The sequence below is a fragment of the Nocardia vaccinii NBRC 15922 genome (genome assembly GCF_001613305.1).
GTDB lineage: Bacteria > Actinomycetota > Actinomycetes > Mycobacteriales > Mycobacteriaceae > Nocardia > Nocardia vaccinii.
In genome coordinates this window covers 40,977-64,117 of sequence record NZ_BDCC01000016.1, presented here as the reverse complement: position 1 = coordinate 64,117, position 23,141 = coordinate 40,977, and the positions used below count along the sequence as shown (strand labels likewise).

The following is a 23,141-nucleotide window of genomic DNA, read 5'->3' as shown; positions in this document are numbered from 1 at the left end:
CCGAATGACGCTGTACGACGACCTGTCCGGCCCCACCCTGCGTGATGGCCGATGGCAGTTCCTGCAAGTCCCAATCGACGAGACCCGGACATGGACCTATACCGAGCCCGAGGCGAAAACCGATGTCAGTGACGGGACAGTCTCGATCCGCATCGATGAATTCACCCGCTCGCACTCGCAGGTGCAAATCCTCGACAACCCCAAACACCTACTCGTATCCAGGACTCGATCGCATTCGTGGAGCAGATGACGCGTCGGATCTCCACGTCGTAATCGAGGAAGGGGATGAACTCCTCCCATACGTTGTTCCAAAGCCGCACGACTGCAACGTATTTCGACCCTCAACGCTCGGTCAGCTCGTCCAGTGCGGCACTGGCGGCCTCCGCGTTGACTGCGTTGTAGATCGGTTTCACGTCTCGTTTGATCGCGTCCCAATGTTGGCGGGACACGAGCCGGAACGTGTTGCGGATCAAATGGATGATGCACGTCTGCACCGTGGCCAGCGGCCGCACGTTGCCGACCGCGTCGGGCAACCCTTTCAGACCGTCACAGACCAGGAAAAACACGTCATTCACGCAGGCCTTTGGCATACAACGACAGCACGATCTCATCCACACCGGTCAGGCGGCGCTGGCGCTTCTTGACGATCCGGGGCTCGAACGACCCTTCCCGGTCGCGGGGCACGTCGATCTGCACATGCCCGCTCGACTCGGTCAGCACCGTCTTGCGACGAGTCCCGTTGCGCACGTTCGCGCTTGGTCGATCTTCGGGTGCCTGGTGCTTGTCGAAGCCGAGGTGATCGGTCATCTCCTCGTTCAACGCGGTCTCCAGGACCGTCTTGGTGAACTGTTCGAGCAGCCCGCCCGGCCCATCAGCGACAGCCCTTGTTCCTTGGCCAGCCGGGCCAGCTCCGCAGCGGCCAACTCCTCGGCCGAAGCCTCGACCCGCCTCTTCTCCGCGTCACCGGATCAAGTGTCGTCATGGTGGCACCTTCCCGCTGAACTTCGTTCAGCGAATCAGGCCGGAACCACCGTTGAATCCACAGTCCCTTTCGGACCGTCCTCACCGCACTCAGCGGCGTGGTGCCGACCGTTGAACGCTGTCCGCAGGGGCGTGGTCAGCGGGCGGATCGATGGCGCTGGGCTGGGGATCGGCTGCGCCGATCAAGGTTTGCAGTATGCGCCGCAGGGCGGTGCGGTCGGCCGGGGAGAGCGGCTCCAGGAGCTGTTCTTCGAGCTGTGCGTTCAGAGTTCGTAGTTTCGCGGCGACTCGGAGGCCCGTGGGGGAGAGTTCGAGCACTCGCCGACGCCGGTCGGTGGGGTCGACGCTGCGGGTCAGCAGTCCCCGTTCGACCGAGGTTTCGATGATCGGAACGGCGTTGCGGGGGTCGATGCCGACCAGTTCGGCCAGCCGCTGCTGGCCGAGCGGACCGGTCTCGTCGAGGGCCGACAGGAGCTTGTATTGACTGGGTGTCAGCTCGAGCTCGGCTAGTTCGTCGGTCCACCGCCGCAGCGTGAATTTGCCGGCGCCGCCGAGCAGCCACCATGTCGCGCGCTGGAACCCGAGGCTGTCGGGGATGCCCGATGTGGGGTTCGTGTCGCCGATGTCCGTCTCCCAGGTCACGAAATAAGTCTAGCGAATAAGCGTCTCCCATGATTAACATGAGTCATGTATCAACATGAGACATGTTTAATGTGGTGGACAATCTACCGCCCTGACCAAGGAGATCGATGATGAAAGCAGTTCGCTTCGACCACTACGGTGACGTCGATGTGCTCGACGTGCCCGCGGTCGACGCCCCGGTGGTGAAATCCGGCCAAGTGGTGGTCGAGATCCGTGCGGCTGCGGCCAACCCCGGAGACGTTTACGTACGGGAAGGTCTTGCCGAGCAGGCGTGGGCGTTGCGGGCGCGATTGTCCGGACGGGACACGGACGTGCCCCAATCGTCGTGAACGTTCCCCGCTGGGCAGGGTTCGGACTTGGCCGGTGAGGTCGTCGCCGTGGGTGAGGGGGTCGAGCGCTGGCGCGTCGGCGATCAAGTGCTCGGCTGGTCTGCCGAGCGAACCGCCCAGGCCGAACTCGTTGCCGTGGCCGCGGACGACCTGGTCGCCAAGCCTGCCGCCATGAGCTGGGAAGTCGCCGGCTCGATGTGCGTCGCGCCGATGGCGGCGCTCGCCAGCGTCGAGACGGTCTCCCCGGAGCGCGGTGAGACGGTAGTGGTGTCCGGTGCCGCCGGCGCGGTCGGGGTCGTGGCGGTCCAACTCGCTCGCCGACGCGGTGCCACGGTCATCGGGCTGACTCGTGAGGCCAATCACGCCTGGATGCGAGACCACGGCATCGTACCCGTGACCTACGGTGACGGCCAGGCGGCCCGGATTCTCGCGGCCGCCGGCAACCGGGTCGACGGTTTCATCGACACCTTCGGCGCCGAGTACGTCGATCTCGCGCACGAACTGGGCGTTTCCCCACAGCGTATCAATACCGTCGTCAACTTCGAGGCCGGTATAGACGGCCGGGCGAGTATCGCCGGCACCAACGACGCAGGTGGTGCCACCGGACTCCAGCGCTTGGTCGATCTCGTGGCGGCGGGCGAACTCGAAATCCCCATCGCCGCCACCTACCGGCTCACCGACGTTCGCAAGGCCTACCAGCAGGTCGCTGAAAGGCGCACGAATGGGAAGATCGTGCTGGTCCCCTGATCGTCCTCCGCGCCGATGAACACGCCGCATGGTGCGCGCCTCGCCGACCGGTGGGCCGTGCGGCTCCCGAGGCCGCGGGCGCGGTGCTTCTGCAGACAGATGGGTGTCTGGGAGAGCAGCTATGTCGCTCTCGGTGAGCCAATGTCGTAAGGTCTGAACTACCTCGGTACCTATATATGCGCATCTAAATATTAGAAATCGAAATCGGTGATCCGCAATGCCGGGACTCGGTAAAGAGGCAGGGGAGGTGAAGCTTCGTTCGCACCTCCGGGGGGAAGATCACCACCTACACCGTCGCCGCGGCATGCGCCGCGGCGCGCAGTGGCCCACGCACCATGGCGATCGCGGCGTCGGATTCGGGCGCCGATTTCAATGTCACATGAAAGTCGGCGACCGAATTGTCCTGCGACAGAGCCGGTTCCGGCAACTGTTCGCCGCCAGACATCCGGGTCAGGGCGGTGCGGTAGCTTGCGAACTGGTCCCGGCTCAGCAAGGTTCGCGACTGCGGCAGGACATCCGAGGGCTGGGTGACGTCGGCGGGCATGCCCTCGAGCAGTTCCTTGCTGTAGAGGGTGCCGGACGTGCCGGTGTTCGCCGATGGCGTCACGCGGGCGATCGAGTTGGCGCGACGCGGCGAGGGCGAGGTGCTCATGCTCGACGCCGTGGGGCGTGAGGAACCCGACTCGGCCCGGCTCGAGGCGCTGTTCACCGCCGAACGCGCCGAGGAATGGGCAGAGTTCCTGGCCGACTGCGCCGGGTTCGACGCCGAGATCGACAAGGAGATCGGCAAAGCCAAGTTCACCATGGCCGAACTCGAAGAAGAGGAGCAGAGCCTGGAACGGCTACGCCGCTGGTACCGCGACATCAAAGCCCGCGACGTGTTCGGCGCTCCTGCCGCCGCCGAGGCCGCCGGGCAGCTCGAGCACTGCGCCGACCGGCTGGCCGACTACACCGAGCGGGTCTTCCACGCCCTGCACCAGATGTGACCCCCACCATGCACGAAGGATCACCGATGAAACTGGACACGCGAATCTTCTACGACATCAACGACTTCGCCCGCGATACCCCGTGGCTGCACCCGATCGTGTCCGGGTACGCCGCCTACGGAGTCGTGCTGTTCGCGGTGCTGCTGCTGGCCGGATGGTGGATAGCCCGCGGCGAGACGAACCCGGCGCGGATGGTCGCGGCGATCTGGGCGCCGCTGGGCATGCTCGTCGCCTTGGCGGTCAACCAGCCGATCGCCGCCGCCGTCGGCGAGACCCGCCCGTGCAACGCCCTGCACGACATTGTCGTGCTGCACTGCAACACCGACGCCGGGTTCCCCAGCGACCACACGGTCATGGCTGGTGCGGTCACCGCCGGGCTGTGGCTGGTACACCGGCGCCTGGGCGCGCTCGCAGCGTTGACTGCAGTGGTGATGGCATTCGCCCGCGTGTACATCGCCGCGCACTATCCGCAAGACGTCCTCGCGGGGCTCGCGCTCGGAGCCGTGATCAGCCTGGCCGGATACGTTCTGGCGCGAAGCCCGCTGCGCGGATTGCTCACGCTCCTGTCCAGACCTACATCAGCGGACTCGATCAATTACTCGACCGCAACTATCGCGCCATGAAAACCCTGTTGACGACGGTGTTCGCCGATGGGCAGACACTGTCGTTCACCGATTACATCGATGACGACGGATTGGGTTACGGCCCGTACGAGCTGAAGCTGAGCCTCACCCGGACAGGTGAGAGAGTGCTGCTGGATTTCAGGGGCAGCAGTCCGCAGGCGGCCGGGCCGATCAATTACTACATCAACGAGAATCTGATCCGGATGTTCTTCGGGATCTACATGATCACCGTCGCTGATCCGCAGATTCTCTGGAACGACGGGTTCTATCCGCTCGTCGACGTCGAAATTCCGGACGATTCGTTCTGGAAGCCGAAGTATCCGGCCGCGCTCAACGCTCGCAACCACGGCATCGGGCGGGTGTTCGACCTCTTCGGTGGCCTGCTCGGCCAAACCAATCCGGACCTGCTCAACGCGGCCGGCTTCTCGTCGTCGCCCCATTTCATGTACGCGGGCACCTACGCCGAGGGCCCCCGTAAGGGCGAACCGTTCCAGCTCTACTCCATCGGATTCGGCGGGATTCCCGGCCGTCCCATCGGTGACGGCCCGGACGGGCATTCGCTGTGGCCTTCGTTCGTCAACATTCCGTGCGAGTACCTCGAGGCCTACTATCCGCTGCGCATCGAGCGCTGGGAAACGGTCGCCGATACTGGAGGCGCCGGGGTGCATCGCGGTGGAAACGCGGTGGATGTGGCCTACCGGTTCCTCGAACCGGGCACGATCACCCTCCATGACGACCGCTGGCTGACCTACCCGTGGGGGGTGAACGGCGGTGACCCCGGCGCCCGCAGCCGCAAGTGGATCGAACGTGCTGACGGCACCACCGAGATCTTGCCGAGCAAGATCCACGATGTGCCGGTCGTCCCCGGTGATCTGCTGCACTTCGTCACCTGGGGCGGCGGTGGCTGGGGTGATCCACTGGACCGTGACCCCGAACTCGTCGGGCTCGAGGTCCGTCGGGGTCTGGTCACCGCGGAGGGAGCGCAGCGTTTCGGCGTCGTGTGCGACGCTACCGGCGCGGTGGACGCCGCCGCGACCGCTGAATTGCGAGACCGGATCAGCGCAGACCGCCCACACCCGCTGCCCACCTTCAACACCGGTCCGGCGCTTGCGACCATTCTCGACCGATGCTTGGCCGAGACCGGACTGCCCGCACCCACACCACCGGTCGCGCGGTGAACATGTCGACGACGTTCGATGAAGGCTTCGGCGAGACATTGACGCCGGGGCCACGTCCGGTGGTGCTCGCCATCGACATGATGCGCGCGTACTTCGACCCGGACAGCCCGCTGTACCTGCCCTCGGACAGCTGTCTCACCTCGGCAGCCACTGTTCTCGCCACTGCTCGCGCTCATCGGGTTCCGATAATCCACACGCGAGTGGCCTATCGAGCCGATGGCTCGGACGGCGGACTGTTCGTCCGTAAGATACCCGCGTTGCGACACTTGTTCGGCGACGGTCCACTCGGTCGACTCATGCCCGAGGTCGCACCACGCGACGGCGAGCCGGTTCTGGTCAAACAGTTCGCGAGCGCGTTCTTCGGGACGGAAATGGACCGGATTCTCAGCGATCTCGACGCCGATACGGTCGTCATCGTCGGTGTGAGCACCAGCGGGTGCGTGCGGGCCACTGCTGTCGACGCGATTCAGCACGGTTATCTGCCCGTGGTCGTCAGCGACGCCGTCGCCGACCGGACGCCGGAAACCCAGGCCGGCAACCTGTTCGACCTCGCCGCGAAATACGCTCAAGTCATCGACGAGCGCGCCGTGTGCACCTATCTCGAGGAGTTCCATGACGCCATCCATTGAGATCGTCGAAGTGTCCCCCCGCGATGGCCTGCAGAACGAGGATGTCGTCTTGTCCACCGGCGACAAGATCGAACTCATCGAGCGGGCCGCCCGTGCGGGAGCCACCCGGATCGAGGTCACAAGCTTCGTCAACCCCAGCCGGGTCCCGCAAATGGCCGACGCCGACCGGTTGATGGCCGAGCTACCCCGCTTCGACGGCGTCCGGTACGCGGGATTGGTCATGAACGACCGCGGGCTCGACCGCGCGATCTTCGCCGGCGTCGACGAGATCAATATCGTGGTCGTCGCCAGCGACACCTTCTGCCAACGTAACCAGGGCACCACCACCGTCAAGGCCTGCGCCACCGCCGCGGACCTGGTGGCACGCGCCCGATCAGCCGGGATCTTCACCACGATCACCGTCGGCGCTGCCTTCGGCTGCCCGTTCGAAGGCGAAGTGCCCGAAGCACGACTCGAGGAAGTGCTGGCACTGGTGGCCGCGGCGCAACCGGACGAAGTTGCCCTCGCCGACACCATCGGTGTGGCTGTACCGCCCGACGTCATCGCGCGCCTGGGCATTGCCCGACGGATCGTGGCCCCCGGCACGGCCCTGCGCCTGCACCTCCACGACACCCGGCACACCGCCGTGGCCAACGCTGTCGCCGCGGTCCAGGCACACGTCACAACCCTCGACGCCAGCATCGGCGGCAGTGGCGGCTGCCCGTTCGCGCCTGCCGCGACCGGCAACGTCGCGACCGAAGACTTGATCTACACCTTCGGCCGAATGGGTGCTGCTTCTGGAATCGACCTCGCGGCGATCACCGAGGCGACGGCATGGCTGCAGGAGCGTCTCGGCAAGACGTTGCCCGGCGCACTGCTGCGAGCCGGAGACTTTCCAACGGTAGGCGCCGTGTAGTTGTCCTTGCCCGCGCCGCGGGAGTGTTCACCTCCGCGTACGAGGCGTTCTGGGCGCGGCGTGGCGGGTCAACGGCGAGGTAGCCGATATCCATCGTGACGGCCAGCAGCTGACAGAAAGGGCAGCTGCTGTTCGAGGGGGCGGTGAGGGCTCGACTGTCACCGCAGAGCACGAGATGACGCCGCGGTGAAAGTGAATCGTCTTGTCGGCAAGTCCGACTCACGTATCCGTGCCCAGTTCGAACAAGCACGGAGATCCACCACGACAGCAGGCAGCGCGCCTGTGACCGAGGACGGAATTCAGGCTGTCTGTCGCTTCCGCCTGAAGACTCAACCGAAGTTGACAACGTTCCGGCGGCCCGTCGCAGGACGGAGACAGCCGGTGAGCGGCGCCATCGGTTCCGAGGCCGATCCCGATGGCCACGCATCGGGCGATTTGCAGGTTGGTCCGCCGGTGTGTGAATTCTGCGAGCGCTCGATGACCTCATCGACAGCATGCGGCGCATGCGCGATCTGGATTGTCTTGCGCCCTACGTGGTGCCGGGCGAAGAGCATCGATGACCAAACCCGTCGCGTCATGGAAAACATCGCGGCGCGGTCTGGGCGCGGGAGGCGAGGTAGTTGTCCGTATCCACTCTGAACGCTCGAGAGGAATTGATGATGAATTCAGTTTTGGAGCGGCGCGAGCTGGGGCGTCGTCTGCGTTCGCTCCGCACGAATGCCAAGTTCAGCCGATCGGCTGCCGCGCAGGCTATCGAGGTTTCTCCGCAGACCATCTGGCGCGTGGAAAATGGGGAGGAAACGAGGATCTCGACGTTGCACGTGGCCGAACTCTGTACCGTCTACAAGGCCGATGACCAAGAACGCGCTGTGGTGCTCGAGCTTGCGCAGGACCTGCGGACGGCTCGGAGAAACGCCGGCAACCACAGGCGCGGCGAGGTGACTGCGGCCATGGCCGGCTTCGTGGAGCGCGTCGAACTCGAACAGGCCGCCATCGGCGTGACCATCTTCGCCAGCACCCTGCTCCCGGGTCTGCTGCGGACCACCGACTATCACCGCGGTGTTCGCGCTCGACTGCATCCGCAGGACTCGACGACCGACGTCGAGACATGGGAGAAGATGGCTGATTTCCGGCGGATAAGACTGCACGACAAAGAGTTTCACGTCCAGGCGTATCTGTTGCAGTCGGCCCTGCGTCAGATCGTGGATGGTCCGGAGTTGATGGCGCAGCAACTGGCGTACCTCGGACAGCTCGACCAGTTACCGAATGTGTCGATCCGGATCATTCCCTGGGAGGCAGGTGTCCATGTCGGTCTACATCTCTGTGGTTTCACCCTCCTGGAATTCGGTGCAGTTGCCGGGGGTGGGCAGGTCTACGGCCCGGCGGTTTACACGAAGAGCTCCACCGAGGGGCCGTGTATTACGGACGAAGGTGATATCGACCGGTACCGGACGGCGTTGGTGGAACTGGATCGAGCAGCGCTGAGCCCGGACGGGTCCCGGATGCAGATGGGAAAAATCGAGCAAAAGCATTGGGCAAGAACCAAATTTGTCCACAGTCAGCGGAGTTGACTTGTCTGGCTCGCTCGGTTCAGCCAGGGCGCGGGTCCGGAGTGAAAATCTCCAGGGCCTGCCCCTTGGAGGGTGGCTGATGGGACTCGAACCCGTGACACCCAGACACGGGTCACTTGGGCGGCTTGCGGGCCAGTCGTGCCGCATGGATAACATGACCTGCGGTTTGTTGTGCGGCGGCAGAGCGCTGCCTCCGGGTGTCCCGGCCGGTCCCGTGGAAAAATGGTCATCGGTTGGAAGCTCGAGTCGATTACGTGGTCTTCGGGGCGGCCACGGCACCGCATCCGATGCGACAGTCCAGGGCCCGGTCACGAGGGCGGGAATGTGTCGCGGTGGTTGACACAGGGAAGACGAAAATAGGTATGTGGGAGGTAGTTCTGCGGTCGCCGATCGTCGCTGCGTCAACGAGGCTTTGTGTGGCAGATCACGCACTCCTGTTAGGCGACACTCATGCATTCACAGAGAAGACGAAGTGACTTCGGCCCTGCCCACCATGGGCGCTCTCCATCGAATCAGCCGCATTGCGCGCCGAGTCCGGAGCCGAATGCGACGCCGAGCGCAGATTACAGTGCGCAGTGGGTCCGTTCCGCGGTGAGCCAGTTGAAATTTCTAGTATCTCGCAGGTCGGTGGACGCCGAGATGATGCCAGTAGTCGAATTCGCGATCCATCGGGCACCGTTCGGGGGAGCGAGTTCCGGCGATCTGTTCATCGCATTCGGTGTGGAACGCCGCCGTTTCGTGGAGATGGTTCAGGAGGGGTTGCGGTTTCGGCGGGGAGACAACCAAGACCTGCGATGGCTCAAGGGCAAGCTTTTGGAGGCGCTGCTGCCGGCGTGGCGAGTTGACGGCGTCGCCTAGGTGTTGGGGCTCGTCTTCGGTCCCTGGCGTCCAAGCGGTTCGGTGTTCCTGGCAAGCCATGCTGGGACAACACAGTCAAGCGGATGACGGGCTGTCGGCGCGCGCCAGTGTGGACCTGCTCGCCGATCAGTGCCGCCATGGCGTCGGGTGCTTCGAGCATAGGGGCGTGGCCGGAACCGCCAGCACGCACGCGGTGGCGGGTGGGATGCTATATCGCAGCTTTGATCAAAGTACTTGCCAGTTTGTCGATCGCGACAGAGGAAGAGATTCCGAGTATGACATTTCAGGGGATTCGCCCGGTTTGCGCAGTAGCTGCGGAAGCGTCCCGATGAGCAGTGACTATAGGGTCGTTTCGAAGTGAGTGGTCTGCGAGCGGCTCGATCCCCGGGGGGATTGAGGGGGGACGATATCGAGGAGAACCTGGCTCGGGCCTGGCTGAAGGCTCTGGCTCCCGCTGGTGTGGCACCGCAGGCGGCTCCACAGGCGCGATGCCTGTTGCGGGCATTGATCGTGGATCTTCTCGCCGCCTTGCATGCGGATCGGTTCGATGCGTCGGCGGGCGTGCAGGCCGGGCGGGCACTTGTCGCGGCACAGTGGATCGATGAGCAGGTTCCCCGGGTGTCCGCGCGGGTGCTGTATCGTCTCGCCGATCACTGTCGGCGCCCGGACGCCGCAGCCCGGCTCGCCGAACTTCTCAGTGCACTTGGGCAGGGACACCAGGCTGGGCTGTGCTACCTGCGTGGCCTCGATCACCCACACACCGAACCGCATTGCGAGGGCAATGGCGGTGGCCGCGACGGCTGGTTCCATCTGGTGTTCGACAATATCGCCGCGGCGGTCGCGATCGGGGATACCCAGGGCACGCTGTTGGAAGCGAACAGTGCGCTGGCGGAAATGATCGGAGTTCCGGCCGAATCGCTCCGGGGGATCTCGATCTACGACTATTCCCACCCCGAGGATCAGGAACACATTCACCATCTGTTGTTCGAGACGCTGGTTCCGGCGCGGTCCGGCACGGTCCGGCTGGAGCGCAGGCTGGTGCGCGCGGACGGGAGCATCGCGTGGATAGCGTTTGCGATCACCTACGTGCCGGGAGTCGACCATCACCCCGACTATTTGCTGGCTGTGGGCTCGGATGTGACGGAGTTGCATCGGCGACACGAGGAGCTGCACCGCGAGGCCCGGCACGACTCTTTGACCGGGCTGCCCAATCGGCGCCTGCTCACCGAGCGAGTCGAGGAGCTGATCGCCGTCGCGCACCCCGGCGATCGTGCCGGATTCTGCTTCGCCGACCTGGATAATTTCAAGGCGCTCAACGACCGCTACGGTCATCTTGTCGGGGACAAGGCCCTTGCCGCGGTCGCGGTCCGCCTGCGCGGCAGTGTGCGAGATCAGAATTGCCTGGTCGCGCGCATCGGTGGTGACGAATTCGTCGTCCTCATCCCACCACCGGCCAGCACATCGCGTACCGCAGCCATCGCTGACCGGCTGCTGTCGGCACTGAAGGATCCGATCATCATTGATGGCCTCACCCTGCCGATATCGGCCAGCATCGGCGTCATCGTCACATCCATCACTGGAGCTGACACCGAATCTCTACTGGCCGCGGCCGACGTCAGCCTCTACAACGCCAAAACAAGCGGCAAAGGGCACTGGGTCCTGAAAATCCTCGATACCCCGGCCTGACGGGTCGCGTGACCGGAGTCGTCGGAAATCGGTGAAGATCGCCCAACACCGAGGACGAGGGAGATGGACTCGGTGTGGCTGAGCAGAGTCCCCTCCCGCATGGCCGAGCGACAGCTGAGCGACCAGCGTCGTTCACGGACTACCAAGGGAACGCCGTGATCACGTCGCCGGGTGGGTTCGCAGCCAGGATGCGAGGGTGTGTCGGGGGTGCGGTCGTCGAGGACCTCGATCGGCCGGCGGGTCTACATATCGATGAGGAGCCCCCCGTCCCGCAGGTGCTGAGGATCGGGCAGCGCCCGGATCTGGCGCGGCAACGTCATCTGGCTCACGGTCGCGGCCAGCTGCCGGGTCAGCCGCGATCCGGCGCGGCCGCCCAATGCCAGCGCGACCGCGCACAACGCGCGTTGCAGGATCAGTGTGCGACGGGCGTGGCGGGCCGCCAATTGTGGCACTTGCTGAGCGAAGTGGTTTTTCCGCAGTCAGAGTTGTCGCAGAACAACCTGCGGACCCGCAACCCGATCACGACCTCCCGGCCGGTAATCGAGGTATCCGACAACCGCCGCTGATACCGGCTGTGAACACGGCCGGTATCAGCGTCTCGCAGCCGGAACAGGACCCTCATCGCAACAAGATCAGAACACCCGCGACATCATGAACTACCAACTGCCCCTTCGCGTCCCGACCGTGTCAATCATCAAGTCTGTGCCGGATTCGTCTTCAGGCGGAAGCGACACCAGGAAAACCCTCGTCACACAGTGGATTGCCCACCGTGTTGCGTGCGAACGTACCGTTGTTGTGGTCGTGCCCTCTCCGGCGTTGGTCGGCACAAACCTGCGGTAGTGGCGAGCCGATCACCGCGACCGAGCGATCCTGGTGCTGACAGTGTGCTCGGACGAGACCGTGGCCCAGCGCCCCCGGTCCACCTGGACGATCTGCTGGTTTCGACCACCGATCCTGCCGCTATCGCCGACTGGCTGTTCTCGGGATCTCGGGTGCGGATGCTGGTCGGCACCTACGCATCGGCCGAGCAGTTGGCGCCTGCTGTCCGCGCAAGCGGTATTGCCCGGCATGGGGCGATTCATGATTAAGCGCACCAGTTCGCCGGCGTAGCCGGCAACGCCAGCGCCCGGCCGAACCAGGATTGGCTACGTTGCCCAGCGAAGTCTGTATCTCACCGCCGGACCTCGCGTCTCTACCGCAACGGGTGCAGCGGTGGTTTCGACGGCCTACCGAGGTTTGGCGTTGGTTTGCTGCGCTTTTTGCTGAGCGAGCCGTCGTTCGTGGTTGCGGACTAGTTCACGGAAACCAATTCGTTTATATTTCGGCATCGGTTGGATGCCCCATTGGTCTCGAGCGGTTTTTTGGTTTGCCGCTTCGGATTTTCCGCCATACGGTGGTCCGTTCATGGGATAGGGGTACTTGCATTCCAGTGTGTCATCGGAATAGCGTACCTTCATCAATTCGCTGCATATCTGTGTCAGCGACAGAGTGGGGTAGCCGTACCATACCGCGACAGCGGGGAGGGTCAGCGCACCTTCGATAACCAATCCGAACATGCAGACGATCACGATACGTTTGATCCACAAATGCATGCGCGCGAACTGGGGGGTGGTGCCTGGAGGAAGGGCGGAGTTGGTCTGTGCGGTACCGTCTGTGGCGGTTCGATCAGTCATCGTCGGCTCGATTCTGGGCCTATCGGGTCAGTCGGTGAATATCTCACGGTCGACCGTATGCAGATAGGGGATTGCGAGGAAAGGGGTGATATAGAATATGTTGAAAAGCCACCAGCCTATGACCGGTACGACGGTAGCGTCGAACCGAATATCGGCGTAGAGGGTCATATTGACGATATAGCCGACCCAGATGACGACGCCGAACCAGCAGGTGACGATCGTCCACTGGTAGCCCCAACGCTTCATCTGGAGAAATGCGATCGCTGCGGCAATGCGCATCGGAAATACGACGAAAATGCTGGCTATCTCCCAGGATTTTTCTCCCGGGGCCGCCGAGCCGCCGATCGACCACTCGTTGTAGTGCCAGAAGTAACCGCCGTCGAAGAAGCTGCCCCACGCGGTGAAGAATGCCCGATCTATCAAGGTATGGCTGGCGAAGACGTCCAATACCCATCCGATGCTGTTGAGAGCGGCGTCGAGGATGATGAGGTACCCGATCAGGGTTACGATCATCGGCCGGACCGACAGGCCGGCCTGTTGCGCTTTGCGCTGTAACCACATCCCGCGCAGGAAGAACGGCAAGCCGACGATTCCCAGCACGAGGGTTCCCATCAGCGCCGTACCCGTGACCAGCCACCGGTCGGCGGCGCGCTGGGCGGTCTCGGATTCGATGACGTGCGCGTCCCGCTCGTCGGAAACTGTGGTGGGCGAATCCGACGCGGAGTCGGCGGCGGTCGTCCCACGGCGGCGGTTCGAGGTCGGGAGATCCATTACCACCTACCAGGCTCGCGTCAGGTACATCTGGAGCTGTACCAAGAACATGGCCAATAAAAACCCGTATATGCCGACCTGAAATACGATCAGCGCGTTTCGTCGCCGACGGTCTTCTTCATTCATATCAGAGGAATCTCCTGAGTGTCCGGACAATGGCATTGAAATAATGTGAATAAAGGCGTAAACGACTAGCTTCGAGTGTCAGATGTGGAGATTCATGCCTCCGTTTCCAGTATCTGGTTTCGCCGTTGTGTCGCGGCTCGAGTCAGAATGTTCCGATATTTCTCATGATCCAATACCACAGCGCGGTGACAGCGCAGATCGCGCCCCACGCAATCGTCAGTCGAAGAAGATCCAATAGCATGATGTTGCCTCCGTGTCGAGTTATTGGTTCGGGGCCGGGTATCCGATTGATCTGTCCACGCACTCCCTTTCGAAAATCTGGCGTGGTCACGTCTCGGTCCTCAGCAACAGCACGCCGCTGGGGGTCAGGCCGCCGCTGCTTGTGACTGCGACTTTGGCGTCGGGGATCTGCCGTGGTCCGCATTCACCACGCAGTTGTGCTACGGCTTCGTGGATGAGACCCATTCCGTGGGTGCGGCCGTGGGACAGTTGTCCGCCGTGTGTGTTCAGAGGGATCGAGCCGTGGCGTGAGATGTTCTTTCCGCCGTCGAGGAATTCTTTGGCTTCGCCGAAACCGCAGAAGCCGAGCGCTTCGATCCAGGACAGGCAGTTGAATGTGAAGCCGTCGTAGAGTTGTGCAACGTCGACGTCGCCGGGACGCAGCGACGTGCGCGTCCACAGGTGTGCCGCCTGGCCGAGGACCTGGGGCTCATGGGTGAGAGTGCTCTGGTCCCATTCGATCCGGTCGACGATCTGGGTCCCGACGGCTTCCACCAGAACGGGTGGTTTGGCGAGGTCTTTGGCGGTGTCCTTCGCGGATACCACCACAGCCACGCCCCCATCGCACGGTACGTCGCAGTCGTACAGGCCGAACGGGGTGGTGATGGTGCGGGCCGTGAGGTAATCCTCCATCGTCATGCTGTCGCGATATACGGCTGTGGGGTTGAGCGATGCGTTTGCTCGCTGGTTCAGTGCGATCCATCCCAAGGTTTCGCGTGTCGCCCCGTAGCGGTGAAAATATCGTTGTGCGGATTGCGCCAGAGTGTGTGCCGCCGATGTGGCTCCGAAGGGAATTATCCAGCTATCGATCCGGCCGCCGGGTGGCGCTATCTTGCCCTGCCGGACGAGTTCATTATGGGTGGATTCCCAGACGGTGCGGAAACAGAGCACGTGGCGGGCCAGGCCGCTGGCCACCGCTATCATCGCTGCGATCACCGACCCGCCCGGGCCGAAAGTATCGCCTCCACCGTTGTGCCAGACCGGTCGTATTCCCATCGCGGCGGCGACCGCCGTGGCCCCGCCCTCGGTGAACCCGCCGAATTGCCCGGCACCGGGATAGGTGGACAAACCATCGATGTCCTCGATCGTCAACCCGGCATCGTGAATGGCACGGGTACAGGCCTGAGTCGTCAACGACAGCGGCGGCACCATCAATCTGCGACCGATCTCCGACATTCCGATCCCGGTGATAGCGACTTTATCCTCGAACTTCTCGGGGGTCGCCATGGGGCGCACGTACCGGTGCACATTCTCCGGTTCGATTTCCTCCTCGGGAATTCGCGGGGACGTGATCTGTTCTCCGGTCGGCTCGAACAAGGGGAGCCAGACGTCATCGACCTGTTCGAAGACGACTCGCATGCGCATGCCGAGTTCCAGGTCCGCCGGATCGCAGTGAACCGGGTTGGTGGTCAAACGAACTCGCGGATCTTCGTCGAGCGCGACCTCCGCGACGACGTAAGGCGTCGGGAGGCCTGGAACGCGGAATCGATGGTTGATGGTGAAACCGGCCAGCGTGGCGAGCCCGGAAACGACACGAATCCCCATGTCGTCGGCGTGGCAGTATCGGCACATCGGCTGCGGCGGGTGTATCAACGAGCGGCACGACGTGCATTCTTGGATACGAAGCCTGGCATCGGCTCCGGAGGTCCAGAAGAATTCGTTCAGGGGGGTTATCAACGGAAGGAGGCGATCCGACGGCGCTGACATGAGACCTCCGTTTCGACGGTAAGCACAGGATCGTCACATCCGAATGTGAGAAATTTATTGTGACGAGAATTATCAGGGATTCAGTAACCGGTTGCCGATAATGTGTTGTTCGGAGAGTTCGGCGAGTTCGGTGTCCGACAGGCCCAGGCCGTGGAGAATTTCGGTGTTGTGCTGTCCCAATGTCGGCGGTGCCGACCGGTGATGATGATGTGGACCGGGCGTGATCCGGAAGGGCCAGCCCGGGTACCGGTGTGGTCCGGTAATCGGGTGTTCGAGTTCCTGGTAGAAGCCGCGAGCCTCGAGTTGCGGAAGATCGTACATCCGGTCCGGTGTGAGCACTCGCTCTGCCGGCACACCGTGCTCGGAAAGCGTTGTCACGATTTCTTCCGGTTCTCTCTCGGCCGTCCAGTTGTTGATGATCTCGTCGAAGAGATCGTGATTCGCGAGTCGCTGAGCCGTCGTGGACAATCGTGGGTCGCCGGACAGTTCGGGCCGGGCTATAGAGCGTAGTACGCCTGCCCAATCGCTGTCGTCACGCACTGTCAGCGCGACCCAGTCGTCGTCTACGGCGGTCGGGTACACGCCTTGGGGGTAACTACGGTGCCGGTTTCCTTCGCGGCCCCTGAGCCGTCCGGTCAGCGAGTACTCGATCATCGGCTCGGCCGTCACCGCTGCGCCGGCCTCGATCTGCGCGACTTCGATCAGCTGTCCTTCCCCGGTGCGCCGGCGGTGTTCCAACGCGCCCATCAGAGCCACCGCGGCGTGTACGCCTGCGATGGGGTCGGCCGGCCCCTGAATATTGCATGGTGGGCCATCGGGATAGCCTGTGACAGCGGACATTCCGGAAAGTTGTTCGATATTCAGTGCCCAGCCGACGTAGTTGCGCCACGGACCCGCCAAGCCGAATCCGGGCATTCGCACCATGATCACATCGGGTTTGATGGCGGTCAGTGATTCGTAGTCGAGGCCGAATTGCTCGACCACGCGCGGCGAATAGTTCTCCACCACGACGTCGGCTTCGGCGATCAGTTTGCGCGCAAGGGACCGGCCGGCATCGGAATTGAGGTCCAGGGTCAGGTCACGTTTGTTCAGATTCGTGCCCTGCCACAGCGGCCCGCGTTCGTACCAGTCGTCCTGGTCACGCACTATGGAGCCCGAGTAGCGGTGCCCGTCGGGGCGCTGGATCGATTCGACCTTGATCACCTCGGCGCCGAAAGCCCCGAGGTAACAGGTCAGGTAGGCGCCGGCCCAGAAGGTGCTCATATCGAAGACCTTCAGCCCGGAGAACGGCAGTGTCACGTCGCTGGAGCGGCCCGGCTCGCGGGGCTCGCGACGAGCCGACGCCGCGAGAACGGTGATGTCCTGCGGCGGAGCCGGCTCCCCCCGAACCGCCGGTGTCTTGGAAAGCCGGAACGGTGGGCCGGGCTGCTGAAATCGCCAATCGTGGTCTCCGCCCGCCGCGAAGAATTCTCGTTCGATGTACTGCGGGCTACGTAGGATGCCGGCCCCGTCGTTCACCGGTGCGGCCGGAATATGCAGCAGTTGACTCAGTTCCACGATGTCGGCGACGGTTCGCTCGTCGAGCCACGGCTGCACTTTGGCGAAGAAGTCGCCGCGTTCGGGGCCGCCCAGCATGATCGCGATCTGATGTTCGCCGAACTCGGGCAGGCCTACCATGGCGCAGAGGTCGAGCCAGTGCTGTCCGGTCAGGCAGTTGATCCCGATCCAGCCGTCGGAAGCGCGCACGATTCCCAGCATCGGTGCGGCTTTCGCATTGGTCGGAAGTCCCAGGCGTGCAAGTCGTTCGGCCATCAGCATGGGGTAGGGCAGCGTGGACAACAGCGACTCGAAGATCGATACGTCGACTTCTACGACCCGGTCGGTCGCGCCCGAGACGCGCAGGGCTGTGAGCCCGCCCATGGCCGCATAGGCTCCGGCGATGTATTCGGGAATCCTGGCGCCGGCCTGCACCGGTGGCCGTCCCAGCTCGCGCGGATTGATCCAGCCCGCGGCGGCCTGCATGGTCAACGAGGTGGTTCGGCGGTCCCGCAGAGGGCCTTGGCGCCCGAAGCCCGAGATCCGGATGACGACAAGGTTCGGATTGATGCGCTGGAGGGTCTCGGTGTCGAGGGCGAGGCCGGAGCGGCCGGTCTGCTCCGGCATGAGGTCCTCGACGAGGATATCCGCGTCCGCGATCAAGCCGTACACGGCTGATCGGTCGATTTCGGAAGCGAAATCGGCAGTGGCGCCGGATTTTCCGGAATTGAGGTAGCAGAACAACCCGCTTCTTCGAGGGTCCGGAGTGTCACCGGGGAACGGGCCCCACAGGCGCATGGGGTCTCCTGCGGGAGACTCGACCTTATAGACCGTGGCGCCGAGATCGTGCAGCAATTTCGTACAGTACGGCCCGGGGATCTCTTCGGTAATCTCGATGACGCGCAGGCCACTCAGTGATGTGCTCACGCTGGAATTCCGATCGCCTTGGGCTCCATATAGTTTCGCAGCCCGAGCAGCCCGCCCTCCCGGCCGATGCCGCTTTGTTTGAAGCCGCCGAATGGGGCATCGCCGGGCCCGCAACCGTTGATCGTCACCTGCCCGGTGCGGATCCGGCGGGCGATGTTCAGCGCACGCTCCACATCGGTGCCCCACACCGCTCCACCGAGGCCGTATATCGAGTCGTTGGCCAGAGCGACCGCCTCCTGATCATCGTGGTAACGCAATACCGTCAGCACCGGCCCGAAGACCTCGTCGTGAGCGATATGCGAGCCGGAGGCGACATCGGCCAGGACGGTGGGCTCGAAGTAGAAACCTGTCCCGAGGCCCGTGGCGCGGGCGCCGCCGGCGACAACACGTGCGCCTTCGCGCACTGCGGTATCGACGTGGCCTGCCACGCGTTCGAGGTGTCCGGAGCTGATCAGGGGACCCATCTGGACGGCGGGATCGGTCGGATCGCCGATGCGGACCGCGCCCGCCAGCTTGCCGAGACGATAGACCACTTCATCGTGGATGGAGTCGGGCAGTAGCAGCCGGCTGTTGAGGATGCACGCTTGCCCGGCGTGCAGCGTGCAGCCTTCGAACAGGACCCGTTCGAGCAACTCGTCGGTGACTTCGACGTCGTCGAGAAATATGCTCGCGGACTTGCCGCCGCATTCGAGCAGTAGACGTTTCATACTGCCGGCCGCGGCGGCCATCACCTCTCGGCCGACCGCCGAGCTGCCGGTGAAACTGACCATGTCTACGCGCGGGTCCGTGGTCAAGAGTCTGCTCGCCTCGACGCTCGAGGGCGTCACCACATTCACGACGCCGGGCGGAATGTCGGTGTGGTCCTTGATGATTCGCGCCAGCGCGAGTCCGGCCAACGGCGTCAGCGGCGATGGCTTGAGCACGACGGTGTTTCCCGCTGCGAGCGCGTTGCCGACCTTCATGCAGTTGAGTGTGTGCGGAAAATTCCATGGCGTCAGGATCGATACCACGCCCAGCGGCTCGTACCGCAACAGAGTGGTGCCGGCGGCGCCGAAGGCATCGATGGGCTGTTCGACTGGTTCGGTCGCCAGCTCTGCCGCGTGCAAAACCATGAACGCCGGACCATCGATCTGGAACAGTCGCTCGTTGGCGGTACACCCCCACTCGAGCTGCGCCAAGGAGTACAGCTCGTCCGCACGTTCCAGCAAGGCATTGCCGAGTTGTTCGAGGCAATGCCGCCGCTCGCCGGCACTCATCCTGGGCCACGGGCCCTGGTCGAACGCGGTTCTGGCCGCGGCCAGCGCCCCGTGCACCCGGCCGGCGCCTGCATCCGGCGCGGATATGAACGGCTCTCCGGATGCGGGGCATACGTCGTCATATCTCCCGGCATCGGGATCTACCCATCGGCCATCGATGTACAAGCCGTAGGTGTCGAGTAGCGGGTGAGTGTCAGCCATCGCGATCCTTAACCCGGAAACGAACATTCTCACAAAATATGTACACCGCTTGTCGAGGTTCGTCAATCGTCCAAAGTTCCGACACGGAACCGGAAAGCCCCAGTTGACAAGGTTATTGCGGATGGCGTAGACACATCTACAGGCTCAGTCTGATACGACATATCCATCGAGCTGTCCGATTCGGACTCAAAGGATGGCACATGGTGCTCACTACAGTCCCCCTGCACTCACCGGATTTCTACGCTGGTGACCCCTACCCGGCCTACCGGGAGTTGCGCTCGACCACGCCGGTGGTCTTCAACGACGTCACGAACTTCTGGGCGTTGCTCAAGTACGAGGACGTGCGCTATGTCTCAACCAATCCGGCCAAGTTCTCCTCGACCCAGGGCATAACCATCCCCGATCCGGCTCAGCCGGCGCCGGTCCAGGAGGGCAACCTGATCTTCACCGATCCTCCGCGGCACCGGCAGTTGCGCAAGCTCATCAACTCGGGCTTCACTCGCCGACAGGTGGGTTTGCTGGAGCCCAAGGTGCGCGCGATCGTCACATCGATCGTCGACGAACTCGACCCGTCGACGGGCTATGAATTCGCCGAGCAGATCGCCGCGCCATTGCCTACTCGGATGATCGCGGAACTTCTGGGTGCACCGACCGAAGACTGGGAGCAGTTCCGGACGTGGTCGGATGCGGCGGTGGGAGGCGCCGATCCCGACATCGAGTTGGATTCTCTGACCGCGTTGGCCGAGCTCTACCAGTACTTCACCGGGCTGATCGATGCCCGCAGGTCCGGGCAGGTCACCGGCCCGAACGACCTGCTGACAATACTGGCGACCGCAGAGGTCGACGGTGAGCGCCTCAGCGATCAGGACCTGCTGAATTTCTCATTCTTGTTGCTGGTGGCCGGCAACGAGACCACTCGAAACCTCATCGCGCTGGGAACCCTTGCACTCATCGACCATCCCGAGCAATTCGCTACCTTGCGCGCCGATCCGTCACTGATTCCCGTTGCCGTGGAGGAGATGCTTCGGTACACGAGCCCGGTTACTCACATGGCGCGGCGAGCCGTCGAGGATGTCGAGATCCGCGGCCAGCGAATCCGCGCGGGCGAGGTCGTCGTCATGCTGTACGGCTCGGCGAATCGGGACGAGGATGTCTTCGGGCCGACCGCCGAGGAATTCGACATCACCCGTAACCCCAACCCCCACATAGCCTTCGGAGTAGGCGAGCACGCATGCCTCGGCGCTCAGCTGGCGCGCCTGGAGGCGAGGGTGATGTTCGAGGTTCTGCTGGGCAAATATCCCTCGATCGAACTTACGGGTGATGTGACACGTTTGCGGGCCACCATGGTCCCGGGGGTCAAGCGGATGCCGGTCCGTTTGGGAACGAGCATGTGATGGATTTCGATCTCACTCCCGAACAGGAACAGCTGCGCAAGCAATTGCGCGCGAAGCTCGCGCAGGTGATGACACCCGAGCGGCGGGCGGCGGTGGCCGGTCAACTCGAGGGCGGCCCCGCGGTGACAGAGTGTCGTCGAGCGCTGGGTGCGGCAGGGCTTCTCGGTGTGGGATGGCCGAAGGAATACGGTGGCGGCGGGTTCACGCCGCTCGAGCAGTATTTCTTCGCGGAAGAAGCACGACGGGTGCACGCGCCGATGCCGCTGGTTACGCTCAACACAGTCGGCCCCACCCTCATGCAGTTCGGCTCCGAGGAACAGAAGAAGACCTTCCTGCCCGGCATCCTCGACGGCACCATCGAGTTCTCGATCGGGTACACCGAGCCGGAAGCCGGTAGCGATCTGGCGTCGTTGCGTACGAGTGCCGTCCGCGACGGGGACGACTACGTGATCAACGGCCAGAAGATGTTCACCAGTGGCGCGGGGTACTCCGACTACATCTGGCTCGCCGCTCGTACCGATCGGGACGTCAAGAAGCACAAGGGAATCACGATATTCATCGTGCCCACCGATACCCCGGGATTTTCGTTCAAGCCGCTGCCGACCATGCCCGGCGTGTCGACGTACTACACGTTCTATGACGACGTCCGGGTTCCCGCGAGTGCGATCGTGCACGGTGAGAACCTGGGGTGGCAGCTGATCACCACGCAGCTCAATTTCGAGCGTGCCGCGCTGGGAAATCTGGGTGCTCTGGAGCCGCTGTTCGAGAAGACCCTCGAATGGGCCAGGACCACCGAGTACGACGACGGGTACGTCATCGATCAGCCGTGGGCGCAGCTGGCGCTGGCGCGGGTCGAAGCGCAGGTGGCCGCATACAAATTGATCAATCTTCGCATCAATGTGGCGATGACCGTCGATTCACTCGGCATGGGCGAGGCGTCGGCGGCCAAGGTATTCGGTACCGAACTCACCCAACAAGTCGCTCGCGAGCTACTGGAGGTCGTGGGGCAGGCCGGAACACGCGCCGATGCCACCGCACCACTGAGCGGAGAACTCGAGCGCGCATACCGCTTGGCGGTGATCAACACCTTCGGGGGCGGCGCCAACGAGGTGCAGCGCGACATTATCGCTATGGCCGGACTAGGAATGCCGCGGGCTCCCCGGTGACGTTCGCGCAAGGTGACAGAGAGGTTGACGTGACCGACGACAAGAAAGTTGAATTGCGCAGGCGGCTCGACGCTTTGATCGGCGCGCCGGTGGGCTCCGCGACGCCGGTCGCGGCGCCCGATCCGGTGAATCAGCCGATGATCAGACATTGGGCGCACGCTCTCGGCGATATGAATCCGATCTACCTCGATCCGGATTTCGCGGCCGGCACCCGCCACGGCGGTGTCGTCTCGCCGCCGGTGATGCTGCAGACGTGGACCATGCCCCCGCCGCAACTCGAAGGTATCCACGAGCGAGGCGGCGTGCCGGTCGAGATCAAGCACAATCCGCTCGGTTTCCTCGCCGACGAGGGATACACCGGCACGGTGGCAACCAATTCGGAGTTCGAGATCGTGCGCTATCCCCGCGTCGGTGACCAGCTGACGTCGGAGACGGTTTTCGAGGAGATCTCCGACGAGAAGAAGACGGCCATGGGGTCCGGATTCTTCGTCACCTGGCTGACGACCTACCGGGATCAGAACGGTGAAGTCGTGGGGCGACAACGGTTTCGGACATTGCGATTCAAGGCGGGACACTGATGGCCACTCGACTCGCACCGACGACGAACCGCGATACCGAGTTCTTCTGGGACGGCCTGCGTGAACATCGGCTACTCATCCAGCGGTGCACGCAATGCCGGACGTTGCGCGTGCCGCCGCGGCCGATGTGCGGCGAATGCACATCACTCGAGTGGGAGGCAATCGAATCCGCGGGCCGCGGAATCGTTTACAGCTATGTGCTGCCCCACTACCCACCGATGCCCATGTTCACCGACCCCCACATCGTCGCGTTGATCGAACTCGACGAAGGGGTCCGGATCGTCTCGAATCTGTGTGACATCACGCCCGACCGGGTCAGCGTCGGTATGCGGGTCGAGGCGTTCTATGTGGCGTTCAACGACGGTGAATTGGTGTTGCACCAGTTCCGGCCCACCGACTGAC

Annotated in this window: 25 protein-coding genes and 2 pseudogenes; 17 read left to right on the top strand and 10 right to left on the bottom strand. The window is 63.5% G+C overall.

What is annotated here, in order from left to right:
• Positions 1-4 precede the first annotated feature (4 nt).
• Positions 5-250 (top strand): DUF6081 family protein, encoded by a 246-nt coding sequence (locus NV1_RS44520; RefSeq protein WP_067889655.1) that lies wholly within the window; start codon positions 5-7, stop codon positions 248-250.
• Here NV1_RS44520 and NV1_RS42075 read toward each other — a convergent pair.
• Positions 222-923, bottom strand: a pseudogene (locus tag NV1_RS42075) (transposase); the annotation flags it as partial. The gene NV1_RS44520 and the pseudogene NV1_RS42075 sit on opposite strands and share 29 nt — an antisense overlap.
• A gap of 148 nt (positions 924-1,071) precedes the next feature.
• A complete protein-coding gene (locus NV1_RS12120) occupies positions 1,072-1,623 on the bottom strand; it encodes a MarR family winged helix-turn-helix transcriptional regulator (protein WP_067889645.1) in 552 nt (183 codons plus the stop codon).
• Positions 1,624-1,733: 110 nt separating this feature from the next.
• Between NV1_RS12120 and NV1_RS46790 the strand changes: the two genes are divergently transcribed.
• From NV1_RS46790 to NV1_RS46780, 3 genes and pseudogenes are all read left to right on the top strand, one after another.
• Positions 1,734-1,952: a hypothetical protein gene (locus NV1_RS46790; RefSeq protein ID WP_245713677.1), complete on the top strand. Its 219-nt coding sequence runs from the start codon at positions 1,734-1,736 to the stop codon at positions 1,950-1,952.
• Positions 1,953-1,967: 15 nt separating this feature from the next.
• Positions 1,968-2,039, top strand: a pseudogene (locus tag NV1_RS46785) (alcohol dehydrogenase catalytic domain-containing protein); the annotation flags it as partial.
• A gap of 84 nt (positions 2,040-2,123) precedes the next feature.
• Positions 2,124-2,699 (top strand): zinc-binding dehydrogenase, encoded by a 576-nt coding sequence (locus NV1_RS46780; protein ID WP_373864606.1) that lies wholly within the window; start codon positions 2,124-2,126, stop codon positions 2,697-2,699.
• 286 nt (positions 2,700-2,985) lie between these two features.
• Here NV1_RS46780 and NV1_RS12110 read toward each other — a convergent pair whose 3' ends face one another.
• Positions 2,986-3,351 (bottom strand): hypothetical protein, encoded by a 366-nt coding sequence (locus NV1_RS12110; RefSeq protein ID WP_169813319.1) that lies wholly within the window; start codon positions 3,349-3,351, stop codon positions 2,986-2,988.
• Here NV1_RS12110 and NV1_RS12105 point away from each other — a divergent pair.
• The 8 genes from NV1_RS12105 (at position 3,272) to NV1_RS12070 (ending at position 11,125) form a co-directional block, all read left to right on the top strand.
• Positions 3,272-3,685: a Chromate resistance protein ChrB gene (locus tag NV1_RS12105; RefSeq protein WP_307628828.1), complete on the top strand. Its 414-nt coding sequence runs from the start codon at positions 3,272-3,274 to the stop codon at positions 3,683-3,685. The two genes, NV1_RS12110 and NV1_RS12105, sit on opposite strands and share 80 nt — an antisense overlap.
• A gap of 26 nt (positions 3,686-3,711) precedes the next feature.
• Positions 3,712-4,308 carry a phosphatase PAP2 family protein gene (locus NV1_RS12100; protein ID WP_067889804.1) on the top strand — a complete coding sequence of 199 codons (597 nt, stop codon included), beginning with the start codon at positions 3,712-3,714 and terminating at the stop codon, positions 4,306-4,308.
• Positions 4,305-5,486 carry a hydantoinase B/oxoprolinase family protein gene (locus NV1_RS12095; protein WP_245713675.1) on the top strand — a complete coding sequence of 394 codons (1,182 nt, stop codon included), beginning with the start codon at positions 4,305-4,307 and terminating at the stop codon, positions 5,484-5,486. Before NV1_RS12100 ends, NV1_RS12095 begins: the two co-directional genes overlap by 4 nt.
• Positions 5,435-6,115, top strand: coding sequence for an isochorismatase family protein (locus NV1_RS12090; RefSeq protein ID WP_218026959.1), 681 nt, complete (start codon positions 5,435-5,437; stop codon positions 6,113-6,115). Before NV1_RS12095 ends, NV1_RS12090 begins: the two co-directional genes overlap by 52 nt.
• Positions 6,099-7,010, top strand: a complete 912-nt coding sequence (locus NV1_RS12085) for a hydroxymethylglutaryl-CoA lyase (protein WP_067889636.1) — start codon at positions 6,099-6,101, stop codon at positions 7,008-7,010. The genes NV1_RS12090 and NV1_RS12085 overlap by 17 nt, the downstream gene beginning before the upstream one ends.
• 659 nt (positions 7,011-7,669) lie before the next feature.
• Positions 7,670-8,581 (top strand): helix-turn-helix domain-containing protein, encoded by a 912-nt coding sequence (locus NV1_RS12080; RefSeq protein WP_169813321.1) that lies wholly within the window; start codon positions 7,670-7,672, stop codon positions 8,579-8,581.
• Between the two features lie 627 nt (positions 8,582-9,208).
• Positions 9,209-9,439: a hypothetical protein gene (locus tag NV1_RS12075; RefSeq protein ID WP_084525312.1), complete on the top strand. Its 231-nt coding sequence runs from the start codon at positions 9,209-9,211 to the stop codon at positions 9,437-9,439.
• A 393-nt stretch (positions 9,440-9,832) separates the two neighbouring features.
• Positions 9,833-11,125, top strand: a complete 1,293-nt coding sequence (locus tag NV1_RS12070) for a sensor domain-containing diguanylate cyclase (protein WP_245713674.1) — start codon at positions 9,833-9,835, stop codon at positions 11,123-11,125.
• A gap of 242 nt (positions 11,126-11,367) precedes the next feature.
• Here NV1_RS12070 and NV1_RS43430 read toward each other — a convergent pair whose 3' ends face one another.
• Positions 11,368-11,577: a hypothetical protein gene (locus tag NV1_RS43430; protein WP_157116829.1), complete on the bottom strand. Its 210-nt coding sequence runs from the start codon at positions 11,575-11,577 to the stop codon at positions 11,368-11,370.
• Positions 11,538-11,747: a transposase family protein gene (locus tag NV1_RS46775; RefSeq protein WP_157116827.1), complete on the bottom strand. Its 210-nt coding sequence runs from the start codon at positions 11,745-11,747 to the stop codon at positions 11,538-11,540. Before NV1_RS46775 ends, NV1_RS43430 begins: the two co-directional genes overlap by 40 nt.
• Positions 11,748-12,009: 262 nt before the next feature.
• Here NV1_RS46775 and NV1_RS12060 point away from each other — a divergent pair, with 262 nt between their 5' ends.
• Positions 12,010-12,213 carry a hypothetical protein gene (locus tag NV1_RS12060; protein WP_067889626.1) on the top strand — a complete coding sequence of 68 codons (204 nt, stop codon included), beginning with the start codon at positions 12,010-12,012 and terminating at the stop codon, positions 12,211-12,213.
• Positions 12,214-12,351: 138 nt separating this feature from the next.
• Here the strand turns inward: NV1_RS12060 and NV1_RS12055 are convergent, their stop codons facing one another.
• The 5 genes from NV1_RS12055 to NV1_RS12035 form a co-directional block, all read right to left on the bottom strand.
• Positions 12,352-12,798, bottom strand: a complete 447-nt coding sequence (locus tag NV1_RS12055; RefSeq protein WP_067889623.1) for a hypothetical protein — start codon at positions 12,796-12,798, stop codon at positions 12,352-12,354.
• Positions 12,799-12,825: 27 nt separating this feature from the next.
• Positions 12,826-13,569 carry a hypothetical protein gene (locus NV1_RS12050; RefSeq protein ID WP_067889621.1) on the bottom strand — a complete coding sequence of 248 codons (744 nt, stop codon included), beginning with the start codon at positions 13,567-13,569 and terminating at the stop codon, positions 12,826-12,828.
• A 453-nt stretch (positions 13,570-14,022) separates the two neighbouring features.
• On the bottom strand, positions 14,023-15,681 hold the full coding sequence (locus tag NV1_RS12045; RefSeq protein WP_067889618.1) for a thiolase C-terminal domain-containing protein: 1,659 nt from the start codon (positions 15,679-15,681) through the stop codon (positions 14,023-14,025).
• Positions 15,682-15,753: 72 nt separating this feature from the next.
• A complete protein-coding gene (locus NV1_RS12040; RefSeq protein WP_067889615.1) occupies positions 15,754-18,144 on the bottom strand; it encodes a CaiB/BaiF CoA transferase family protein in 2,391 nt (796 codons plus the stop codon).
• Positions 18,141-19,601 carry an aldehyde dehydrogenase family protein gene (locus tag NV1_RS12035; RefSeq protein WP_067889612.1) on the bottom strand — a complete coding sequence of 487 codons (1,461 nt, stop codon included), beginning with the start codon at positions 19,599-19,601 and terminating at the stop codon, positions 18,141-18,143. The genes NV1_RS12040 and NV1_RS12035 overlap by 4 nt, the downstream gene beginning before the upstream one ends.
• Positions 19,602-19,801: 200 nt before the next feature.
• On the opposite strand from NV1_RS12035, the gene NV1_RS12030 reads away from it, so the two are divergent.
• Genes NV1_RS12030 through NV1_RS12015 form a run of 4 tightly spaced genes read left to right on the top strand, consistent with a single transcriptional unit; the run spans position 19,802 to position 23,140 of the window.
• On the top strand, positions 19,802-20,995 hold the full coding sequence (locus NV1_RS12030) for a cytochrome P450 (RefSeq protein WP_067889609.1): 1,194 nt from the start codon (positions 19,802-19,804) through the stop codon (positions 20,993-20,995).
• The gene (locus tag NV1_RS12025) at positions 20,995-22,161 is read left to right on the top strand and encodes an acyl-CoA dehydrogenase family protein (RefSeq protein WP_067889606.1); all 1,167 of its coding nucleotides are present in this window, start codon (positions 20,995-20,997) and stop codon (positions 22,159-22,161) included. Before NV1_RS12030 ends, NV1_RS12025 begins: the two co-directional genes overlap by 1 nt.
• Positions 22,162-22,190: 29 nt before the next feature.
• Entirely contained in the window at positions 22,191-22,739 is a 549-nt protein-coding gene (locus NV1_RS12020; RefSeq protein ID WP_067889798.1) for a MaoC family dehydratase, read from the top strand.
• Entirely contained in the window at positions 22,739-23,140 is a 402-nt protein-coding gene (locus NV1_RS12015; RefSeq protein WP_067889603.1) for a Zn-ribbon domain-containing OB-fold protein, read from the top strand. Before NV1_RS12020 ends, NV1_RS12015 begins: the two co-directional genes overlap by 1 nt.
• Position 23,141 lies beyond the last annotated feature (1 nt).